The organism is Bacillus songklensis, from assembly GCF_042649685.1.
GTDB classification, from domain to species: domain Bacteria; phylum Bacillota; class Bacilli; order Bacillales; family Bacillaceae_H; genus Bacillus_BA; species Bacillus_BA songklensis.
This window is the reverse complement of the sequence record NZ_JBHRZT010000005.1, coordinates 15,543-31,473: the sequence shown is the minus strand read 5'-3', so window position 1 is coordinate 31,473 and position 15,931 is coordinate 15,543. Positions and strand designations below refer to the sequence as shown.

The window sequence follows — 15,931 nt, the reverse complement described above, 5'->3', positions numbered from 1 at the left end:
ATCCCAAAACACTCTCCCTTTCTTACAGTCCGTTTTCCTTTGCTTCGTTCCAAAATTGATCGAGTTCCTCAAGAGTAAACGCCGAAAAGGGGCGATTTAAATCTTTTACCCGCTTTTCAATGTATTGAAAACGTCGAGCAAATTTCTGATTTGTTCCCGCCAAAGCCACTTCAGGATCAATCTTATAGAACCGCGCTACATTCACTAACGCAAATAAAATATCCCCGTATTCCTTGCTCATTGCCTCTGTTTTATCTTCGGCATGTTTTACTTCTTCCTGAAACTCGTCGATTTCTTCTTTTACTTTTTCCCACATAGGCTGAACATCTTTCCAATCAAACCCTGCTTTAGCAGCGGCTTTTTGATACTGATATGCTTTCATTAAGCTTGTAGCTTGTTTAGGTACGGCCTGTATGAGGGATTCTTCTTTCATTCCTTTTTCCTTCTTTTTAATGTCGTTCCAATTTGACACGACCTCTTCTGCATCTTCCACTTTTACACTTCCAAACACATGTGGATGACGTCGCACCATCTTTTCCGATAGCATTCGAATCACATCCGAAATACTAAACATTCCATCATCTTCACCAATTTGAGCATGTAACATCACTTGGAGCAAAACATCACCAAGTTCTTCGATGATATGATCATCGTCTTGTTCATCAATCGCTTCAATTAACTCGTAGGCTTCCTCAATTAAATAAGGCTTTAAAGATTCATGTGTTTGCTTTCGATCCCAAGGACAACCATTTGGTCCCCTCAGTGTTGCAATGATTTCACGGAGTGCTTCAAACTGATGATACAAAGTCTCTGACTGCTTCACTGGCGGCACATATAAAGTCGTTAGATTGTTTAATGTCACTTCACGGTCCAACTCATATAATTTCACCTTTTTAATCTCTTCTAAATGACTGCCTGCCGCCGTTACAATAAACACTTCATAATCATCCGGCAATTCCTCCATTAATGTTAACTTTACTTCAGAAGCAATAAATTGGTCATAAACCTGGGCAATTAACACATGATTGGTTAACTGGATCTCCTCTCTTTTAAGTGCCGTTCCGTCCAAAAGCTGAAATCCTTCAATGGGATCGATATGTAAAGCAGCAAAAATAGGATCTAAAAAGCTTTGTCCCCCTTTTACCGTCACCTCCACTCCTCTTTCCATTCCTTGCCCAAGCAAAAGTTGAACGGCACGCTCTGCAACAAGGGGATGCCCAGGTACCGCATACACAATTGCACCTTTTTCATGAGCAGCCTTAAATAACTCTTCCACAATCTCTTCATACACTTTTTCGAATGTATCCCATTGCTCATAAATTTCATCAAAAGAGGTAAAGGAAATTCCTTCTGTAATCAAATCGCCCACGACTGGATGCTCTTTTGTCCTTAAAAATAAATGCTCCGCGTCTTTCAGCTCTTTCCACATTCCAATGGTTAATTGGTTAAGATCTCCAGCCCCTAATCCAATAATTGTAATTTTTTTCTCCATATTTCAATCCTCCATTTAGGATTTCATCCATTTAGACAGTTTGTCCCCATAAGGGATTTTTAACACTTCTTCTTTCGTAAACAGGTGATTTCGTAAAATCATCCAACCATAAAAGAGGCCTCCTACTGCAACGCCACTTAACGCTTCCCAAACTACTCTCCAGTTCCGTTCAAGAAGGGAGGGACTAATCCATTGCCATACCTCTTTATAGATAAGCAGCACCAGCAACATTCCTGCACCAGCTTTGAATGTCAGCCATAATGTTCTCCCTTTAATAACAGGAAATCCAAGCTTTTTATAAAGGTATAAATTGTTCATAACAGCAATAAGAGCAAAACTTACAACAGAAGAAACAGCAGCTCCTGTTGTTGAATATGCAGGAATCAGTACCATGTTCAATACCCACTTTACGACCATTCCTGCCACCATTGTCAGAGCAGATATTCCGGCATGGTCCATTCCTTGTAAAATAGCGGCTGATGCGGCGACAAGCGTTGTAAATAAAATCATAACACAAAATACTCTCAGCATCCCTGTCCCTAATACATCGCCGTATAACATAATATTGGTTGGTTCCATGATTCCAATCAGTCCTAAAACGGCTCCCACTCCCACTACAAAAGACAACCGAATGGACAATTCCGTTTTTTCCTTTAGAAGACTATAGTCCTTCTTCACAATGGCTGCAGAAATCACCGGAACCAATGAAAGGGAAAATGCTGTACCTACAACTGTACCTAACTGAATGAGAGGTAAACCGCGGTCATAGATCCCTTTTATGGATTTTGCCGCGTGTTCGTCCAATCCATTTTCAACAAGCTGTGCATACAAAGTAAATGAATCAATGAATTGTATCAATAAGATTCCCATGCTGCTAATGGAGATTAATGTCCCTTGAATGAATAGAGCTTGTAAAATTTTTTTTGTTTGTACAGTCACTCCTTTTGACTTTGTAAAAAAAAGGCCCCCTTGATGCTTTGAAAGAAAAAAGAGTAAAACAGCAAGAGATGCAAATCCTCCGGCAACTGAACCAGCTATTGCTCCTGCCCCTGCTTTATATACTCCATATCCCTTGCTTAATAAGGAATATGAAAAAACAAGGATAGCGGACACTCGAACCGTTTGTTCCACTACTTGTGACACAGCGGTGGGAATCATGTTATTTTGTCCTTGATAATATCCTCTTGCTACGGCAATAAAAGGAGTCAGCAAAAAGGAAAATGAAACGATTTTTATAAGGTTCGTCAGTTGGGCATCCCCCATTAAATCCGCAATTTGTTCAGCTGCTCCATACTGAATGGAAAATAATAAAACATTTAGGAGAAGCAGGGCAGTAAAAGAGACTTTTACAATATGAAAAACCGATTCCCTACGCCCTTTCCCCATCTCTTGCGCAATCAACTTAGAGATGATGACTGGAAATCCGTATGTACTAAATAATACGGCTAAGCCGTAAAAAGGATAAATCTGCTGATAGATATAAAATCCTACATCACCAGCTATATAGTGATATGGAATCCGATATCCGGCGCTTAGTATTTTGGAGACCAATGCCGCCATAGTTAAAATGACAGCACCATTCAACAACCTTCGCAGCGGTCTTTCTGTTATATGTTCATCTATTCTTTTCACCTATCATACTCGTCCTTCCTATCCTTTTCAAAAAAGAACACCAGTAATTATATCATGAGTTCCGAATAGAATATGGCTGGACAGCCAAAAATAATAGGGTGCCCAAAAGCCAAATGCTTTTTGAACACCCTATTATTTGTGAATGATTGCTTACACAATAACGATAATCAATGTGTACCCATACTCTTATCACTAACATAACGGGAGAAAGAATTAGTATAAAATAAATTCCTAAAGCTTGTCTCACCAAAGATTGTTTTTATTGCTCCATTTGACGGGATAAGAATCCAGCTGCTGTTTCGACTGCTTTATGTTCAATTTCGCTTAATGATTTATCCTTGGAGAAGATGACAACGGCCCCTATCGGATCACCGTTTGCCACGATTGGTCCAACTGTATAAGAAACAACATCTTCTTCATTACCATCTACAAGCTCAATCTGTTTTTGTTCAGTCACTAATACTGAATTGCGGCTTTCCATTACTTCTTCTACAAGTTCACTAATATTCTTATTTAAATATTCTTTCTTAGATCCACCTGCTACAGCAATAAAAACGTCCCGGTCACAAATTAACACCGGATGGCCTAGACTGTCATACAGGGCTTCTCCATATTCCTTTGCAAAATCACTAAGTTCGCTGATTGGAGAATATTTCTTTAAAATGACTTCTCCATCACGATCCACAAATATTTCTAATGGATCTCCCTCACGAATACGCAATGTTCTTCTAATTTCTTTCGGTATGACTACCCTACCTAAATCATCAATACGACGAACAATACCTGTTGCTTTCATCCATGGAAGCCTCACTTTCATATGATGATTGAAAAATATTTGGTGACAATGTTCATCATGTCCTTTGATTGAAGATATCACCATTGTTGAAATTAGTATCCTTCACAATTGAACTTCTATACACCAACAGTATCTTTTTTTGTTAAAAAGTCCCCAACATAATCGTTAACAACCTTTTTCAAAACTAAACCTTAAATTTTTATAAAGTGTAACTACACTCGGCAGGGGTTTTGTTCACCCCACCCCCGAGTGTTAGTTAAACTCCTCCGGCTCTTACAGGCAGTTTGAACAGAGCTTGCAGCAGGGGGGAATCTTACTGCCCATTAGAGCGGGATAAAAGAGGATGTATCACTTCGTTGTATAATTTGTACCCTCGTCCTTTTTTATCCAAACTCCTTTTCTGAAAAAAATGGAAATTTTTTATTTTAAAAAAGTATGGAGGGACACCCTCCATACCTTTTAGCTTTTAACCCCTTCTCGCTGTGCCTTAGGCAGTTCCTTGACCATTTGGTAAGCGATATCCAACCATTTATCTTGTGAAAGACCTTTAGTGTTAATAACCATTTTCACTTTCTTACCTTCCATTCCTAAGCTAATCATACGGCCGAATTCGTTACTCATCTTAAATAATTTTGCCCCATCAATGGTTTCACTAGCTTTTTCTGATAAGAGGATTGTGACATTTTGTTTAGCTTGAATAATAGATTCGACAAAGTTCAATTTGGCATATACTTTTAATTCGGCAATCTTAAATAAATAAGCGACTTCTTCCGGGTAATCACCAAATCGGTCAATCATTTCATCTTGTAGTTCTTCCACATCCTCTAATGTTTCAATGGATCGGAAGCGTTTGTACATTTCAATTTTTAGGCGTCCATCTGAAATATAGTGGTCCGGAATATAAGCATCGATATCGACATTGATTTCTACTTCAAATGCTTCTTCCTTCTCTTGCCCGGTTTCTATTCTCTCTTCAATTGCTTCTTTCAACATTTGAGAATACAAATCAAAACCAACTGAATCAATAAAACCATGCTGCTGAGCACCAAGCAGATTTCCCGCTCCCCGAATTGACAAATCTCTCATTGCAATCTTGAACCCGGATCCTAATTCCGTAAATTCTTTAATCGTCTGTAATCTTTTCTCTGCCACTTCTGTTAACACTTTGTCTTTCCGATAAGTGAAGTAGGCGTAAGCCACACGACTGGAACGCCCTACACGTCCACGCAATTGATACAATTGGGATAAACCCATCTTATCCGCATCATGGACAATTAATGTATTAACATTTGGAATGTCAACACCCGTTTCAATGATGGTCGTACTAACGAGCACATCATACTCACCTTCTAAAAAGCTCAAAATGACAGCTTCCAGTTCATTTTCATTCATCTTCCCATGTGCAAATGTCACACGCGCATCAGGTACTAACATGGCTATTTCTTCCGCTTTCCTTTCGATGTCTTCTACCCGATTATAAAGGAAGTATACTTGTCCATCGCGGGCTAATTCCCGTTCGATGGCTTCTCTTACTAGACCAGGGTTGTACTCCACAACGTATGTTTGGACAGGGAAACGGTTTTCCGGCGGTGTTTCAATGACCGATAAATCCCGAACCCCCAGCATGGACATGTGCAGAGTCCTTGGTATCGGCGTCGCCGTTAAAGTTAACACGTCTACATTCGTTTTCATTTGTTTGATTTTCTCTTTATGCGTGACCCCAAAACGTTGCTCTTCATCGACAATTAGTAACCCTAGATCTTTGTAAGTAACATCTTTAGAAAGAAGACGATGGGTACCGACGACAATATCAACCGTTCCATTTTTCAGGCCTTTTATTGTCTCTTGAAGCTGCTTTCGCGTACGGAAGCGGCTGAGTAACCCAATATTGATCGGATATTCTTGAAAGCGTTCCCTAATGGTTTCATAATGCTGCTGCGCCAGAATAGTGGTTGGAACTAAGAAGGCCACTTGCTTTCCATCACTAATTGCTTTAAAAGCAGCACGGATGGCTACTTCTGTTTTCCCATACCCTACATCTCCGCATAACAGACGGTCCATTGGGCGTTCACGTTCCATATCACGTTTAATCTCATGGATAGAACGTAATTGATCCTCTGTTTCCTGGTAAGGGAAAGATGACTCAAATGCTCGCTGCATATCTCCATCCGGTGAAAAAGCATACCCTTTGCTTGCTTCACGTTCCGCGTAAAGTTTGATTAAATCGTCAGCAATATCCTGTACAGAGGATTCGACTTTCTTCTTAACCTTTTTCCATTCGCTTCCGCCTAACTTATAAAGCTTTGGCTCTTTTCCTTCAGATCCGACATACTTTTGAACCTGATCAATCTGTTCGACAGGGACATATAATTTATCGCTGCCTTCATATTTAATGTGAATATAGTCTTTATGGATGCCGTTAATTTCTAACGTTTCAATCCCTAAATATCTTCCGATTCCGTGATTCACGTGAACAACATGATCGCCTACATTCAACTCCGAATAGCTCTTAATTCGCTCTGCATTGGAAAGTTTTTGACGTCTCTGAGTTTTCTTGATACGTTTTTTGAACAATTCTTCTTCTGTCAACACCGCAAGCTTATGCATCGGAAGCTCAAATCCAGCCTGTAAGTCCCCTTCTAAGATTTGAACATTGCCTTGGACGATGTCACTGTCGCTCGAAAGAATCGATGCCTGGATATCATAATCGGCTAATACACGTTCAAGCTTTTCGACACGTTCTTGGTCAGCCCCAAGCATCACAACAGCTGTGTTACTTTTCATCCAGCGATCAATTTCGTTTTTCAGCAAGTTCATTTGCCCGTAAAACTGCTGCATGGATTTACAGGATATATTTACAATATTTTGAGGGTTTGTAAACGGAATGTGCTTTAAAAATAAAGATAAATAAATACGTCTTTTGTTCGTTTTCCCGATTAGATTGCCTAATTTCTGTGAAAACGTGACATTATGAATGATTTTACCTGTTGATAATAAATCCGTGATCCAGTCGGCTTCCTCTTTATCCAGTTGATCTGACGTCTCATGAATCCGAGTCGTCTCATCAAGAATGACCACTGTCTCATCTGGAACATAATCTAGTAAACTTGTAGGCTTTTCATAGAATAAAGATAGGTACTTAAATATATGCTCAGGAATAGAGCCTTGTTTCAATTGCTCAAGCTCTTGTCCTACATGTTCAAGAATTTTTTCTTTTACAGCCGGATCCTTCACTTTTTTGACCGTTTCTGAAAGTCCCTTTTCTAATGAGCCAATTCCTCTTTGTAGATCCTCTTCTGTAAAAATGGTTTCAATGGCAGGCCCTATCGTTACCTGCTCCATCTTTTTCTGAGAGCGTTGATTCTCTATCGTAAACGTTCGAATCGAGTCAATCTCTGTATCGAATAACTCAATACGCACAGGAAGCTCTTCTGTCAGAGGATAAATATCAATAATTCCGCCCCTAATACTAAACTCACCAGGAGATGCAACCATGCCTACACGTTCATATCCTAACGATACTAACTTCATCAATTGCTCATCTAATTCAACGTCTTCTCCTACTTTAAAAGTCAACTGACTTTTTTGCCATAGCGTTTTAGGAGGCAACATTTTTCTTAATCCAGAGATTGGGGTGACAATCACTCCCTTTGATTGGCAACTCCAATAATTCAGCACATCAATACGCTGTGCCCGAAGTTCTGGACTTGCTGTTCCCAACTCTGAGGCGATCAAATCATTGGCAGGATACAGAAATATTTGTTCACTCGGCAATAAATTCACTAAATCATCGTAAACTTTTTGTGCCTGATATAAATTATGAGTCACTATTAAAAGAGGGTATTGTTTCTGCTCATGCAAAGCAGCGGCCAGAACCGAACGGGCAGAGCCCGATAAGCCCGCAATCAATTGTTCCCTCAATCCTTCTTCCAAACTCTGAATAATTATTTGTATATCTTCCATTGTATAAAAATGCTTTTTAATCCCTATCAAAGGATTCCCTCCTCTCGTGAAACGATTTATATAAACAGAAAAATGCTTTGGGTTTTACACCAAAGCTATATTTACTGTATAAATGTTTCAAACTGATGATAATCTGGATTTCTATCTAATGCTTCATGACAATCCTCACAAATCGTTTTGATGGACATGTCACCGTTTGCATGATAGTGAATGAATTCTTTTCTTTCTTGTGAGGTTAAATGATCAAAACCAAGTTGTTTACTGTCAAGCGTTGTTTGATCGATCGCTCCCACCTTACAGCCGCAATGCCTGCAAAAGTAATGGATAGACATAGATATCCTCCCAATTGTTTTACTGCTATTATGGACATTTAGGAGGCGGTTTATTCATCACTTAACCATTATACAGATTCATCACTTCCAAAAATGAACGATTTATCCATTCTTCGCTTGCTAGAACAGATTTATGGATGGCCTCTTTTAATAATACCATTTCTTCGTTTGTAAATCTTCCAAGTACATAATCCGTTACTTTCATCCCATTTTGAGGCCGGTCGATGCCAACCCGAATTCGCTTAAATTCTTGCGTCTTCAAATGATGCTGAATGGATTTAATTCCATTGTGTCCCCCGGGACTTCCTTTTGTTCGAAGCCGGATTTTGCCTTGAGGCAAGTCAAGGTCATCATAAATAACCAAAAAATCCTCTATTTCGATATTATAATAATCCATTAACGGGCGAATTGATTCTCCTGATAAATTCATATATGTTAACGGCTTTAATAATATGACTTTTTCACCTTTTACTATTCCTTGCCCATATAAGCCATTAAATTTCATTTTATCCAATCGAATATTAAAACGATCGGCCAATTCATCAATAATCATAAACCCGATGTTATGTCTTGTATATTCATAATCTCTCCCTGGGTTGCCTAATCCTACAATCAGTTTCAAATAAGTGTACTCCTTTCCAAAATACTCGCATTATCTTTATTATAATCAATTCATACGAAAAGACGTAACCTTTTATGGTCACGTCTTTTCATTTACTCTTCACTTTTTTCTTCTGTATTCTCCGTTTTTTCCGCCTCATCTAGCTCATCTTGCTGCTCCCCGCTGTCAATGTCCTCCTCTTGTTTAGGAGGGAGAATAGAAGCAATCGTTTCACTCGGCTCATGGTTAAGTTCGTACTTGCCGTTTGTATCGATGTTTTCCACCGTAACCGTGTCACCGATTTGCAAGTTGGATACGTCGATTTCAATAGAAGAGGGGATGTCTTGCGGAAGGGCACGAACCGATACTTGGTGGATGGCCTGCTGCATGACTCCACCCTCCTTCACGCCAGGTGCATCACCCGTTAAGACGATATTTACGTCCACTTCGACTTCTTTAGACATATCTACCACCTGGAAGTCCGCGTGAAGTACTTCTCTCTTTAATGGATCGGTTTGAATATCGTGAAGCATTACGGAGAATTTATCGTTATCGACCGTTAATGTCAAAACACCATTTCGTCCTGATTCTCTGATCGCCTTAATAAAATCTGCACTATTAATAGAGATAGGTTTTGATTCCACTTTATTTCCGTATACCACTGCCGGGAAGTTTCCTTGTTTCCTCAGCCTCGTAGTCGTTGAATGTTTTAAATCCTTGCGTTCAGTTGCTTTTAATAATGTACTCAATCTATTTCACCTTCCATGCCTAATAATTGTCTAATATAAACGTTCCCCAATTCTCTTCTTGTTAAACATGGAACTTAAGACACAAAAGAGACACTGCCTATGGGCGGTGCCTCTTTCTCTCTTTATTAATCGAACAACGTACTTACTGATAAATCTTCATGAACCCGGATGATCGCTTCCCCGATTAACGGCGCTACTGATAATTGAGTCAATTTCTCAATTTTCTTTTCTTCCGGTAAATTAATGGAGTTTGTTACAACCAATTCTTTAATTTTAGAATTTTGAATACGCTCGATAGCTGGGCCAGATAACACCGGATGTGTACAGCAAGCATATACATCTGTTGCACCGTTTTCTACAAGGGCATTGGCAGCAAGAGTAATTGTTCCTGCTGTATCAATCATATCATCGATTAAGATGGCTGTTCTGCCTTCAATGTTACCAACGATGTTCATAACCTCCGCTACATTCGGACGCGGGCGGCGTTTATCAATGATGGCGATTGGAGCTTTTAAACGCTCAGCTAATTTTCTTGCACGTGTTACCCCACCATGGTCTGGGGATACCACAACAATATCTTCAAGGTTTTTACTCTTAAAGTATTCTCCTAAAATCGGAACCCCTACCAAGTGGTCAATTGGGATATCAAAGAAACCTTGAATTTGCGGTGCATGCAAGTCTAATGTAATCACACGCGTTGCACCTGCTGTTTCTAATAAGTTCGCTACTAATTTAGCTGTGATCGGCTCGCGCGCACGCGCTTTGCGATCCTGGCGAGCATAACCATAGTAAGGCATAACAATGCTAATTGTCTTAGCAGAAGCACGCTTTAAGGCGTCAATCATGATGAGTAATTCCATAATGTGTTCGTTAACGGGTGCACTTGTCGATTGGATAACGAATACATCGCAGCCGCGAATACTTTCTTCAATATTAATTTGAATTTCTCCATCGCTAAAACGTGTAACTGAGCATTGTCCAAGTTCTACGCCGATCACTTTTGCAATCTCTTCAGCTAATCCAGCGTTTGAATTTAACGAAAATACTTTTAAATTATCGTCACCATATTGTTTTGACATTTTAGTATAAGCCCCTCCATTAGGATTTTTTATGAACATCCATTTTTTCTGCGTAGTCTTCTTTGTTTACCTGACGTGCACGCGCAATCGATAATGCATTTCCAGGCACATCGTCTGTAATTGTTGAGCCGGCTGCTACATAAGCTCCTTTTCCTACCCTTACAGGAGCAATTAAGTTAGAGTTGCATCCAATAAAAGCTCCATCTTCTATCTTGGTCAAGAATTTATTTTTCCCATCATAGTTAACAGTTATTGAACCGCAGCCTAAGTTTACATTTTCACCCACTTCAGCATCACCGATATAACTTAGATGAGAGGCCTTGCTTCCCTTGCCAAATGATGTTTTCTTGATTTCTACAAAGTTGCCGATACGGACCTCATCTGCAATTTGGGATTGAGGACGTATATGAGCAAAAGGACCAATTTTGACTTCATGGCCGATTTCACTATCATGAGCTACAGAATGTCGAAGGGCTGTATCGTTTCCAATTTGGCAATCTTTGATTTCTGTATTCGGTCCAATCTCACAACGTTCTCCGATTGTGCTCGCACCTTGAATCATAGTTCCAGGATAGATAACAGTATCACGGCCGATTTGCGCATCCGCAGAAATATATGTGTTCGATGGATCAATAATGGTAACACCATTTAACATATGTTTTTTGTTAATGCGCTTTTTCATGATTTCTTCAGCCTGTGATAATGCATATCGGTCATTTACACCTAATGTTTCCTCAAAATGATGCGTCTGATAAGCAGAAACCACTTCACCAGCTTGTTTTAAAATTTCAACCACGTCCGGTAAGTAATACTCTCCTTGAACATTATCATTGGATACTTTCGATAAGGAATCAAACAATGCTTTATTGTCAAAGCAATATGTTCCTGTATTAATTTCTTTAACCGTTCTCTCTTCCTCTGTGGCATCTTTATGTTCCACGATTTTCTCTACTAATCCATCTTCGTTACGAATGATTCGTCCGTAACCTGTCGGATCTTCTGCATAGGCAGTTAAGATGGTTGCCTTAGCTTTTGTATGTTCATGATGTTGAAGCAAAGCATCGATTGTTTCCGCAGTAATTAAAGGTGTGTCTCCACATATAACAATCGTTGTTCCTTCTGCATCAGCAAGTAAATCTTTTGCTTGCATAACAGCATGAGCTGTCCCAAGTTGTTCTTCTTGCAGGGCAAATAAACTTTTATCACCAACATGTGCTCGAACTTTTTCAGCACCATGACCAACAATCGTAATCATCTTTGTTAATTGTAATTCTGATAATTGATCAATGACATGCTGAACCATTGGCTTGCCACAGACAGGATGTAACACTTTATATAAAGATGACTTCATGCGTGTTCCTTGTCCAGCTGCCAATATGACTGCATATCTATTTGTCATAACCGGCCTCCAATTTACCTTTTTATCCATTAAGAATATATCCTAAATAGACGGGTATTTCAAGGAATGAAGAAAAAGTACATATTTTTGTCAGTACTTTGAAGAAAAATGGGGGAAAAGGAAAAGAAAAACAAAAGAAAAGCCTATTGTTAACAATAGGCTTTTGACATATTTTATGAAGCACCCGCTTCTTCAAATTCAACTTCCAGTTCACCTAATCGGTGATATTCAGATAAAACAGCATCTTGAATTTTTCCGCGAGTATTAGAGTTAATTGGATGAGCGATATCGCGGAATTCACCGTCTGGCGTACGTTTACTAGGCATTGCTACGAATAAGCCATTATTGCCATCGATTACACGAATATCATGAACGACAAATTCATTATCTAACGTAATTGATGCAATCGCTCTCATACGTCCATCGGTATTTACGCGGCGTAATCTTACGTCAGTTACTTCCATTATGTTCACCACCTTTTCCTAAATCAAGCTTTAATAATTAATTCCACAGTTTTTTTTATTTTCCTTCAATTCTAAAAAATTTTTTATATTATTTTTAAAATTTAGTTATCAACTGAGAAAACGTCAAAAAAAGCCTGCCTTTTCTAGCAGACTCCCTAGCTTATTTTAGGAAAGAAACATAAAAGAAAATCGAAATGAACTTTCATGTCTTTTGATATGATGATCTTTCGAAAAACAATTTCGATTTTCAATATTTTGTGCTCATTCGTACAAAAGCCGAAAGAAAACCTAAAACCGATACTAGACTTTTACATAGCTAATACGATAAATAATTATTTCACTAGTGCTACGACTTCAATTTCAACTAGTACGTCTTTCGGAAGCCTAGCTACCTCCACGCATGAACGTGCCGGCTTGTGATCAGCAAAATATTGGGCATATACTTCATTTAATTGAGCAAAGTCATTCATATCTTTAATGAATACCGTTGCTTTTACGACTGTGGAAAGAGAAGCTCCTGCTGCTTCCAAAACAGCCTTCAGATTCTCGAACACCTGTTCTGTTTGTTCTTCGATACCGCCTTCAACCAACGTTCCATCCGGTCTTAAAGGAATTTGTCCTGAACTGTAAAACATGTTGTTCACAATAATTCCTTGTGAGTATGGTCCGATAGCTTGTGGTGCTGCTTTCGTTTGAACTTGTTTCATATTTTTGGCCCCCTGTTTAGACAATTATATCCTTTTTGTATCACATACTTTACAAATGTGCAAAGTAATTCCCTTCTTTAACGTTAATTTGTTTTTCTTTAACATTCACATCTGTCAATTTTACAAGGGAAATGTACTCATCTACTAACCGTTCTTCTATGTCCTCCGATTCCACCAACACGCCGATTCCCGCTACTTTAGCTTGGAATTCTTCCAGCAAACTAATCATTCCATTTACGGTTCCTCCGGCTTTCATAAAATCATCGATAATTAAGACATTAGAGCCTGTCTCCAAACTTCTTTTCGCTAACAACATCGTTTGAATTCGCTTAGAAGAACCTGACACGTAATTAATACTCACCGTCGATCCCTCTGTTACTTTGCTGTCTTTACGCACAATCACGACGGGTACATCTAAAAACTGTGCTACTGCATAAGCTAATGGGATTCCTTTTGTTGCTACCGTCATGACTACATCAATCTTACGTTCAGCATATACAGAAGCAAACAACCGGCCAATTTTGTTGACTACTCTTGGATTTCCTAAAATATCTGTTAAATATAAATAACCGCCTGGAAGAAGACGCTCAGGACTTGCCATCATCCCACAAAGTTCATCAATAAAGCCCTTAGCTTCTTCTACTGAAGCTTTCGGGATAAATTTAACGCCTCCTGCTGCACCTGGCAAGGTCAACAGAGTTCCCACACCTTGTTGTTCAAACGTGTGTTTAATAATTGCCATATCTTCACTAATAGAGGATTTAGCGGAGTTATATTTATCAGCAAAATATGTTAATGGAATGAGACGTTGAGGGTTTTGAAGAAAGTAGTGTGTCATATCAATTAATCGTCCGCTTCGCCGAAACTTCATGGTAACCTCCTAAAAACCGAATGTTTTAATGTAAATATAACATTAATATACGGTTTCAATCAATATCTACTCGTTCTCCTAATAACCTTACAGCATAAACCTTCTCACAGAATCCCCGTAAACCGTTGTAGATCCTTTGCATACGTGAATCGTATTGGACCAATCCGAACACCGTCGGGCCGCTCCCACTCATTAACACTGCATCTGCCCCAAAGCGCTTCATTTGTTCTTTAATAAGGGCCACTTCCGGGTGCATATGCAAGGTAACGCTTTCTAGCACATTTCCTACAAGGCTGCACATTTTGTCATAATCTTTATTGCTGATCGCCTGAACCATTGCTTCGACATTGGGATGCTGGACGTTCAATAAATCAAGATTTTTATATACCTCTGCGGTCGATACGCCAATTTCCGGTTTCGCTAAAATAACCCAGCAATTAGGAGGGGGTTCAATTTGCTCAATGATTTCTCCCCTTCCCGTGGCTAATGCTGTCCCCCCGTACACACAAAAAGAAACATCGGATCCAATCTCTGCGCCTAGGGAAGCCAATTCATCGATTGAAAGGTTTAATCCCCACAGTTTATTTAATCCTCTTAACGTAGCTGCGGCATCACTGCTTCCTCCTGCCAATCCGGCTGCAACAGGAATCGCCTTGACAATGGAAATAGTCACTCCTTTATTTATATGAAAGCGGTCTTTTAAATGCTGTGCCGCTTGATAAGCCAAGTTACGATGATCATCTGGTACATAACGATCATGTGAATGAATCACAATTTTTTGATCATATCTTTCTGCCAATTCTACTCGATCAGCTAAATCAATGGTTGTCATGACCATTTTAACTTCATGATAACCATCCGAACGCTTATGTAATACATCTAATGAAAGGTTTATTTTAGCCGGCGCTTTCACCATCAGCTTCATTAACTCGTCACCTACTCTACCTACTAAAGTTTAATGCTATTCTATAATAAAATATACAACATACCTCCCTTTATTTCGACATTTGTCTGTAGATAAAAGGAAAACTTTTAATATTAACTGCTAAAATTCAAGAAGCCGAAGCACTTGCGCTTCGGCTGTCGCAATTTTATTTTATCTTCTTTCGATTAGATCGGCCATCCATTTTATAGCTGATTAGATGAATTGATTAGGTTTTTTTGAGCAATTTCAATTGCCCGCTTTACCATATTGCCTGCATCTTTCGATCGAATGGCTCCCCATCCGTCTTTTTGAACCACGTCGTAAAAACCTAATTCCTTTGCCAATTCTTCCTTTAAGCGGTATGACATAATTCCTTTACGTCTCCCCACTCTTATGCAGCTCCTTTCACAAAACTGCGACATTTATAGTATGTATAGATAAAAAACAATCTATGTCGGGACAAAACAAAAAAGCAGCAAACAAATGTCTACTGCCCGCCTATTGCTAAATTCCCTGAAGTCTCATCAAAAAAAGTTAACTGCACTGTTTCCGTTAAAACATCTGCATAGCTATAAGAAACGCGTTCTAATGCATTTTCCTCATCGAGTTCTACGACAAATATAGAAGGGTATGTCTCTGTTAGCACCCCACAACGCTCGATCGTTTTTCTACGACCGCCGTTTGCCTTTAATTTAAGCCTTCTACCTAAATTAGAGTCAAGCGACTGCTTAATATCAGATAATGTTTTAGCCATATTCGCCACCTCACTGTCTATATTATAGCACGCATTTTAATATAAGTCAAAAATTAAAATTATATCAACGCGCGCTCCCCAGTGTCAACACAAAATTCTCAACAAAAATCTACATTTCCTATTATCTTCTTTTTTTGAAAAAAGTATGTATAGTTGAAAGAAGCTTC

General features: G+C 39.1%; 15 protein-coding genes. All 15 read right to left on the bottom strand.

The features are described from left to right. Window positions 1–22: 22 nt before the first annotated feature. The 15 genes from ACFOU2_RS00455 to veg all read right to left on the bottom strand — a co-directional run bounded on the left by ACFOU2_RS00455 (window position 23) and on the right by veg (window position 15,764). Window positions 23–1,492 (bottom strand): bifunctional methyltransferase/pyrophosphohydrolase YabN, encoded by a 1,470-nt coding sequence (locus ACFOU2_RS00455; protein WP_377911213.1) that lies wholly within the window; start codon window positions 1,490–1,492, stop codon window positions 23–25. A 15-nt stretch (window positions 1,493–1,507) separates the two neighbouring features. Beyond that, window positions 1,508–3,124 carry a putative polysaccharide biosynthesis protein gene (locus ACFOU2_RS00450; protein ID WP_377911211.1) on the bottom strand — a complete coding sequence of 539 codons (1,617 nt, stop codon included), beginning with the start codon at window positions 3,122–3,124 and terminating at the stop codon, window positions 1,508–1,510. A gap of 259 nt (window positions 3,125–3,383) precedes the next feature. Beyond that, on the bottom strand, window positions 3,384–3,920 hold the full coding sequence (gene spoVT / locus ACFOU2_RS00445; RefSeq protein ID WP_377911209.1) for a stage V sporulation protein T: 537 nt from the start codon (window positions 3,918–3,920) through the stop codon (window positions 3,384–3,386). 459 nt (window positions 3,921–4,379) lie between these two features. Then, complete coding sequence (gene mfd, locus ACFOU2_RS00440; protein WP_377911207.1) at window positions 4,380–7,913, bottom strand: transcription-repair coupling factor; 3,534 nt, start codon at window positions 7,911–7,913, stop codon at window positions 4,380–4,382. A 71-nt stretch (window positions 7,914–7,984) separates the two neighbouring features. Beyond that, window positions 7,985–8,215 (bottom strand): anti-sigma-F factor Fin, encoded by a 231-nt coding sequence (locus ACFOU2_RS00435; protein ID WP_377911205.1) that lies wholly within the window; start codon window positions 8,213–8,215, stop codon window positions 7,985–7,987. Window positions 8,216–8,276: 61 nt separating this feature from the next. After that, entirely contained in the window at window positions 8,277–8,837 is a 561-nt protein-coding gene (gene pth, locus ACFOU2_RS00430) for an aminoacyl-tRNA hydrolase (RefSeq protein ID WP_377911203.1), read from the bottom strand. A gap of 92 nt (window positions 8,838–8,929) precedes the next feature. Further along, complete coding sequence (locus ACFOU2_RS00425) at window positions 8,930–9,565, bottom strand: 50S ribosomal protein L25/general stress protein Ctc (protein WP_377911201.1); 636 nt, start codon at window positions 9,563–9,565, stop codon at window positions 8,930–8,932. A 125-nt stretch (window positions 9,566–9,690) separates the two neighbouring features. After that, the gene (locus ACFOU2_RS00420) at window positions 9,691–10,644 is read right to left on the bottom strand and encodes a ribose-phosphate diphosphokinase (protein ID WP_377911199.1); all 954 of its coding nucleotides are present in this window, start codon (window positions 10,642–10,644) and stop codon (window positions 9,691–9,693) included. Between the two features lie 19 nt (window positions 10,645–10,663). Next, on the bottom strand, window positions 10,664–12,043 hold the full coding sequence (gene glmU / locus ACFOU2_RS00415) for a bifunctional UDP-N-acetylglucosamine diphosphorylase/glucosamine-1-phosphate N-acetyltransferase GlmU (protein WP_377911197.1): 1,380 nt from the start codon (window positions 12,041–12,043) through the stop codon (window positions 10,664–10,666). A gap of 173 nt (window positions 12,044–12,216) precedes the next feature. After that, window positions 12,217–12,507, bottom strand: coding sequence for a septation regulator SpoVG (spoVG, locus tag ACFOU2_RS00410; protein ID WP_377911195.1), 291 nt, complete (start codon window positions 12,505–12,507; stop codon window positions 12,217–12,219). A 332-nt stretch (window positions 12,508–12,839) separates the two neighbouring features. Continuing rightward, window positions 12,840–13,214 (bottom strand): RidA family protein, encoded by a 375-nt coding sequence (locus tag ACFOU2_RS00405; RefSeq protein ID WP_377911193.1) that lies wholly within the window; start codon window positions 13,212–13,214, stop codon window positions 12,840–12,842. 49 nt (window positions 13,215–13,263) lie between these two features. After that, on the bottom strand, window positions 13,264–14,085 hold the full coding sequence (gene purR / locus ACFOU2_RS00400) for a pur operon repressor (RefSeq protein WP_377911191.1): 822 nt from the start codon (window positions 14,083–14,085) through the stop codon (window positions 13,264–13,266). 55 nt (window positions 14,086–14,140) lie between these two features. Continuing rightward, the gene (gene ispE / locus ACFOU2_RS00395; protein WP_377911189.1) at window positions 14,141–15,010 is read right to left on the bottom strand and encodes a 4-(cytidine 5'-diphospho)-2-C-methyl-D-erythritol kinase; all 870 of its coding nucleotides are present in this window, start codon (window positions 15,008–15,010) and stop codon (window positions 14,141–14,143) included. 203 nt (window positions 15,011–15,213) lie between these two features. Further along, window positions 15,214–15,399 carry a small, acid-soluble spore protein, alpha/beta type gene (locus ACFOU2_RS00390; protein WP_377911187.1) on the bottom strand — a complete coding sequence of 62 codons (186 nt, stop codon included), beginning with the start codon at window positions 15,397–15,399 and terminating at the stop codon, window positions 15,214–15,216. A gap of 98 nt (window positions 15,400–15,497) precedes the next feature. Further along, entirely contained in the window at window positions 15,498–15,764 is a 267-nt protein-coding gene (gene veg, locus ACFOU2_RS00385) for a biofilm formation stimulator Veg (RefSeq protein WP_377911185.1), read from the bottom strand. Window positions 15,765–15,931: the final 167 nt, after the last annotated feature.

Bases quoted from the DNA above. Each gene is read 5' to 3' on its own strand.
- ACFOU2_RS00455 (WP_377911213.1), bottom strand. From the start codon at position 1,492: ATGGAGAAAAAAATTACAATTATTGGATTAGGGGCTGGAGATCTTAAC.
- spoVT (WP_377911209.1), bottom strand. From the start codon at position 3,920: ATGAAAGCAACAGGTATTGTTCGTCGTATTGATGATTTAGGTAGGGTA.
- ACFOU2_RS00435 (WP_377911205.1), bottom strand. From the start codon at position 8,215: ATGTCTATCCATTACTTTTGCAGGCATTGCGGCTGTAAGGTGGGAGCG.
- ACFOU2_RS00420 (WP_377911199.1), bottom strand. From the start codon at position 10,644: ATGTCAAAACAATATGGTGACGATAATTTAAAAGTATTTTCGTTAAAT.
- glmU (WP_377911197.1), bottom strand. From the start codon at position 12,043: ATGACAAATAGATATGCAGTCATATTGGCAGCTGGACAAGGAACACGC.
- spoVG (WP_377911195.1), bottom strand. From the start codon at position 12,507: ATGGAAGTAACTGACGTAAGATTACGCCGCGTAAATACCGATGGACGT.
- ACFOU2_RS00405 (WP_377911193.1), bottom strand. From the start codon at position 13,214: ATGAAACAAGTTCAAACGAAAGCAGCACCACAAGCTATCGGACCATAC.
- purR (WP_377911191.1), bottom strand. From the start codon at position 14,085: ATGAAGTTTCGGCGAAGCGGACGATTAATTGATATGACACACTACTTT.
- ispE (WP_377911189.1), bottom strand. From the start codon at position 15,010: ATGAAGCTGATGGTGAAAGCGCCGGCTAAAATAAACCTTTCATTAGAT.
- veg (WP_377911185.1), bottom strand. From the start codon at position 15,764: ATGGCTAAAACATTATCTGATATTAAGCAGTCGCTTGACTCTAATTTA.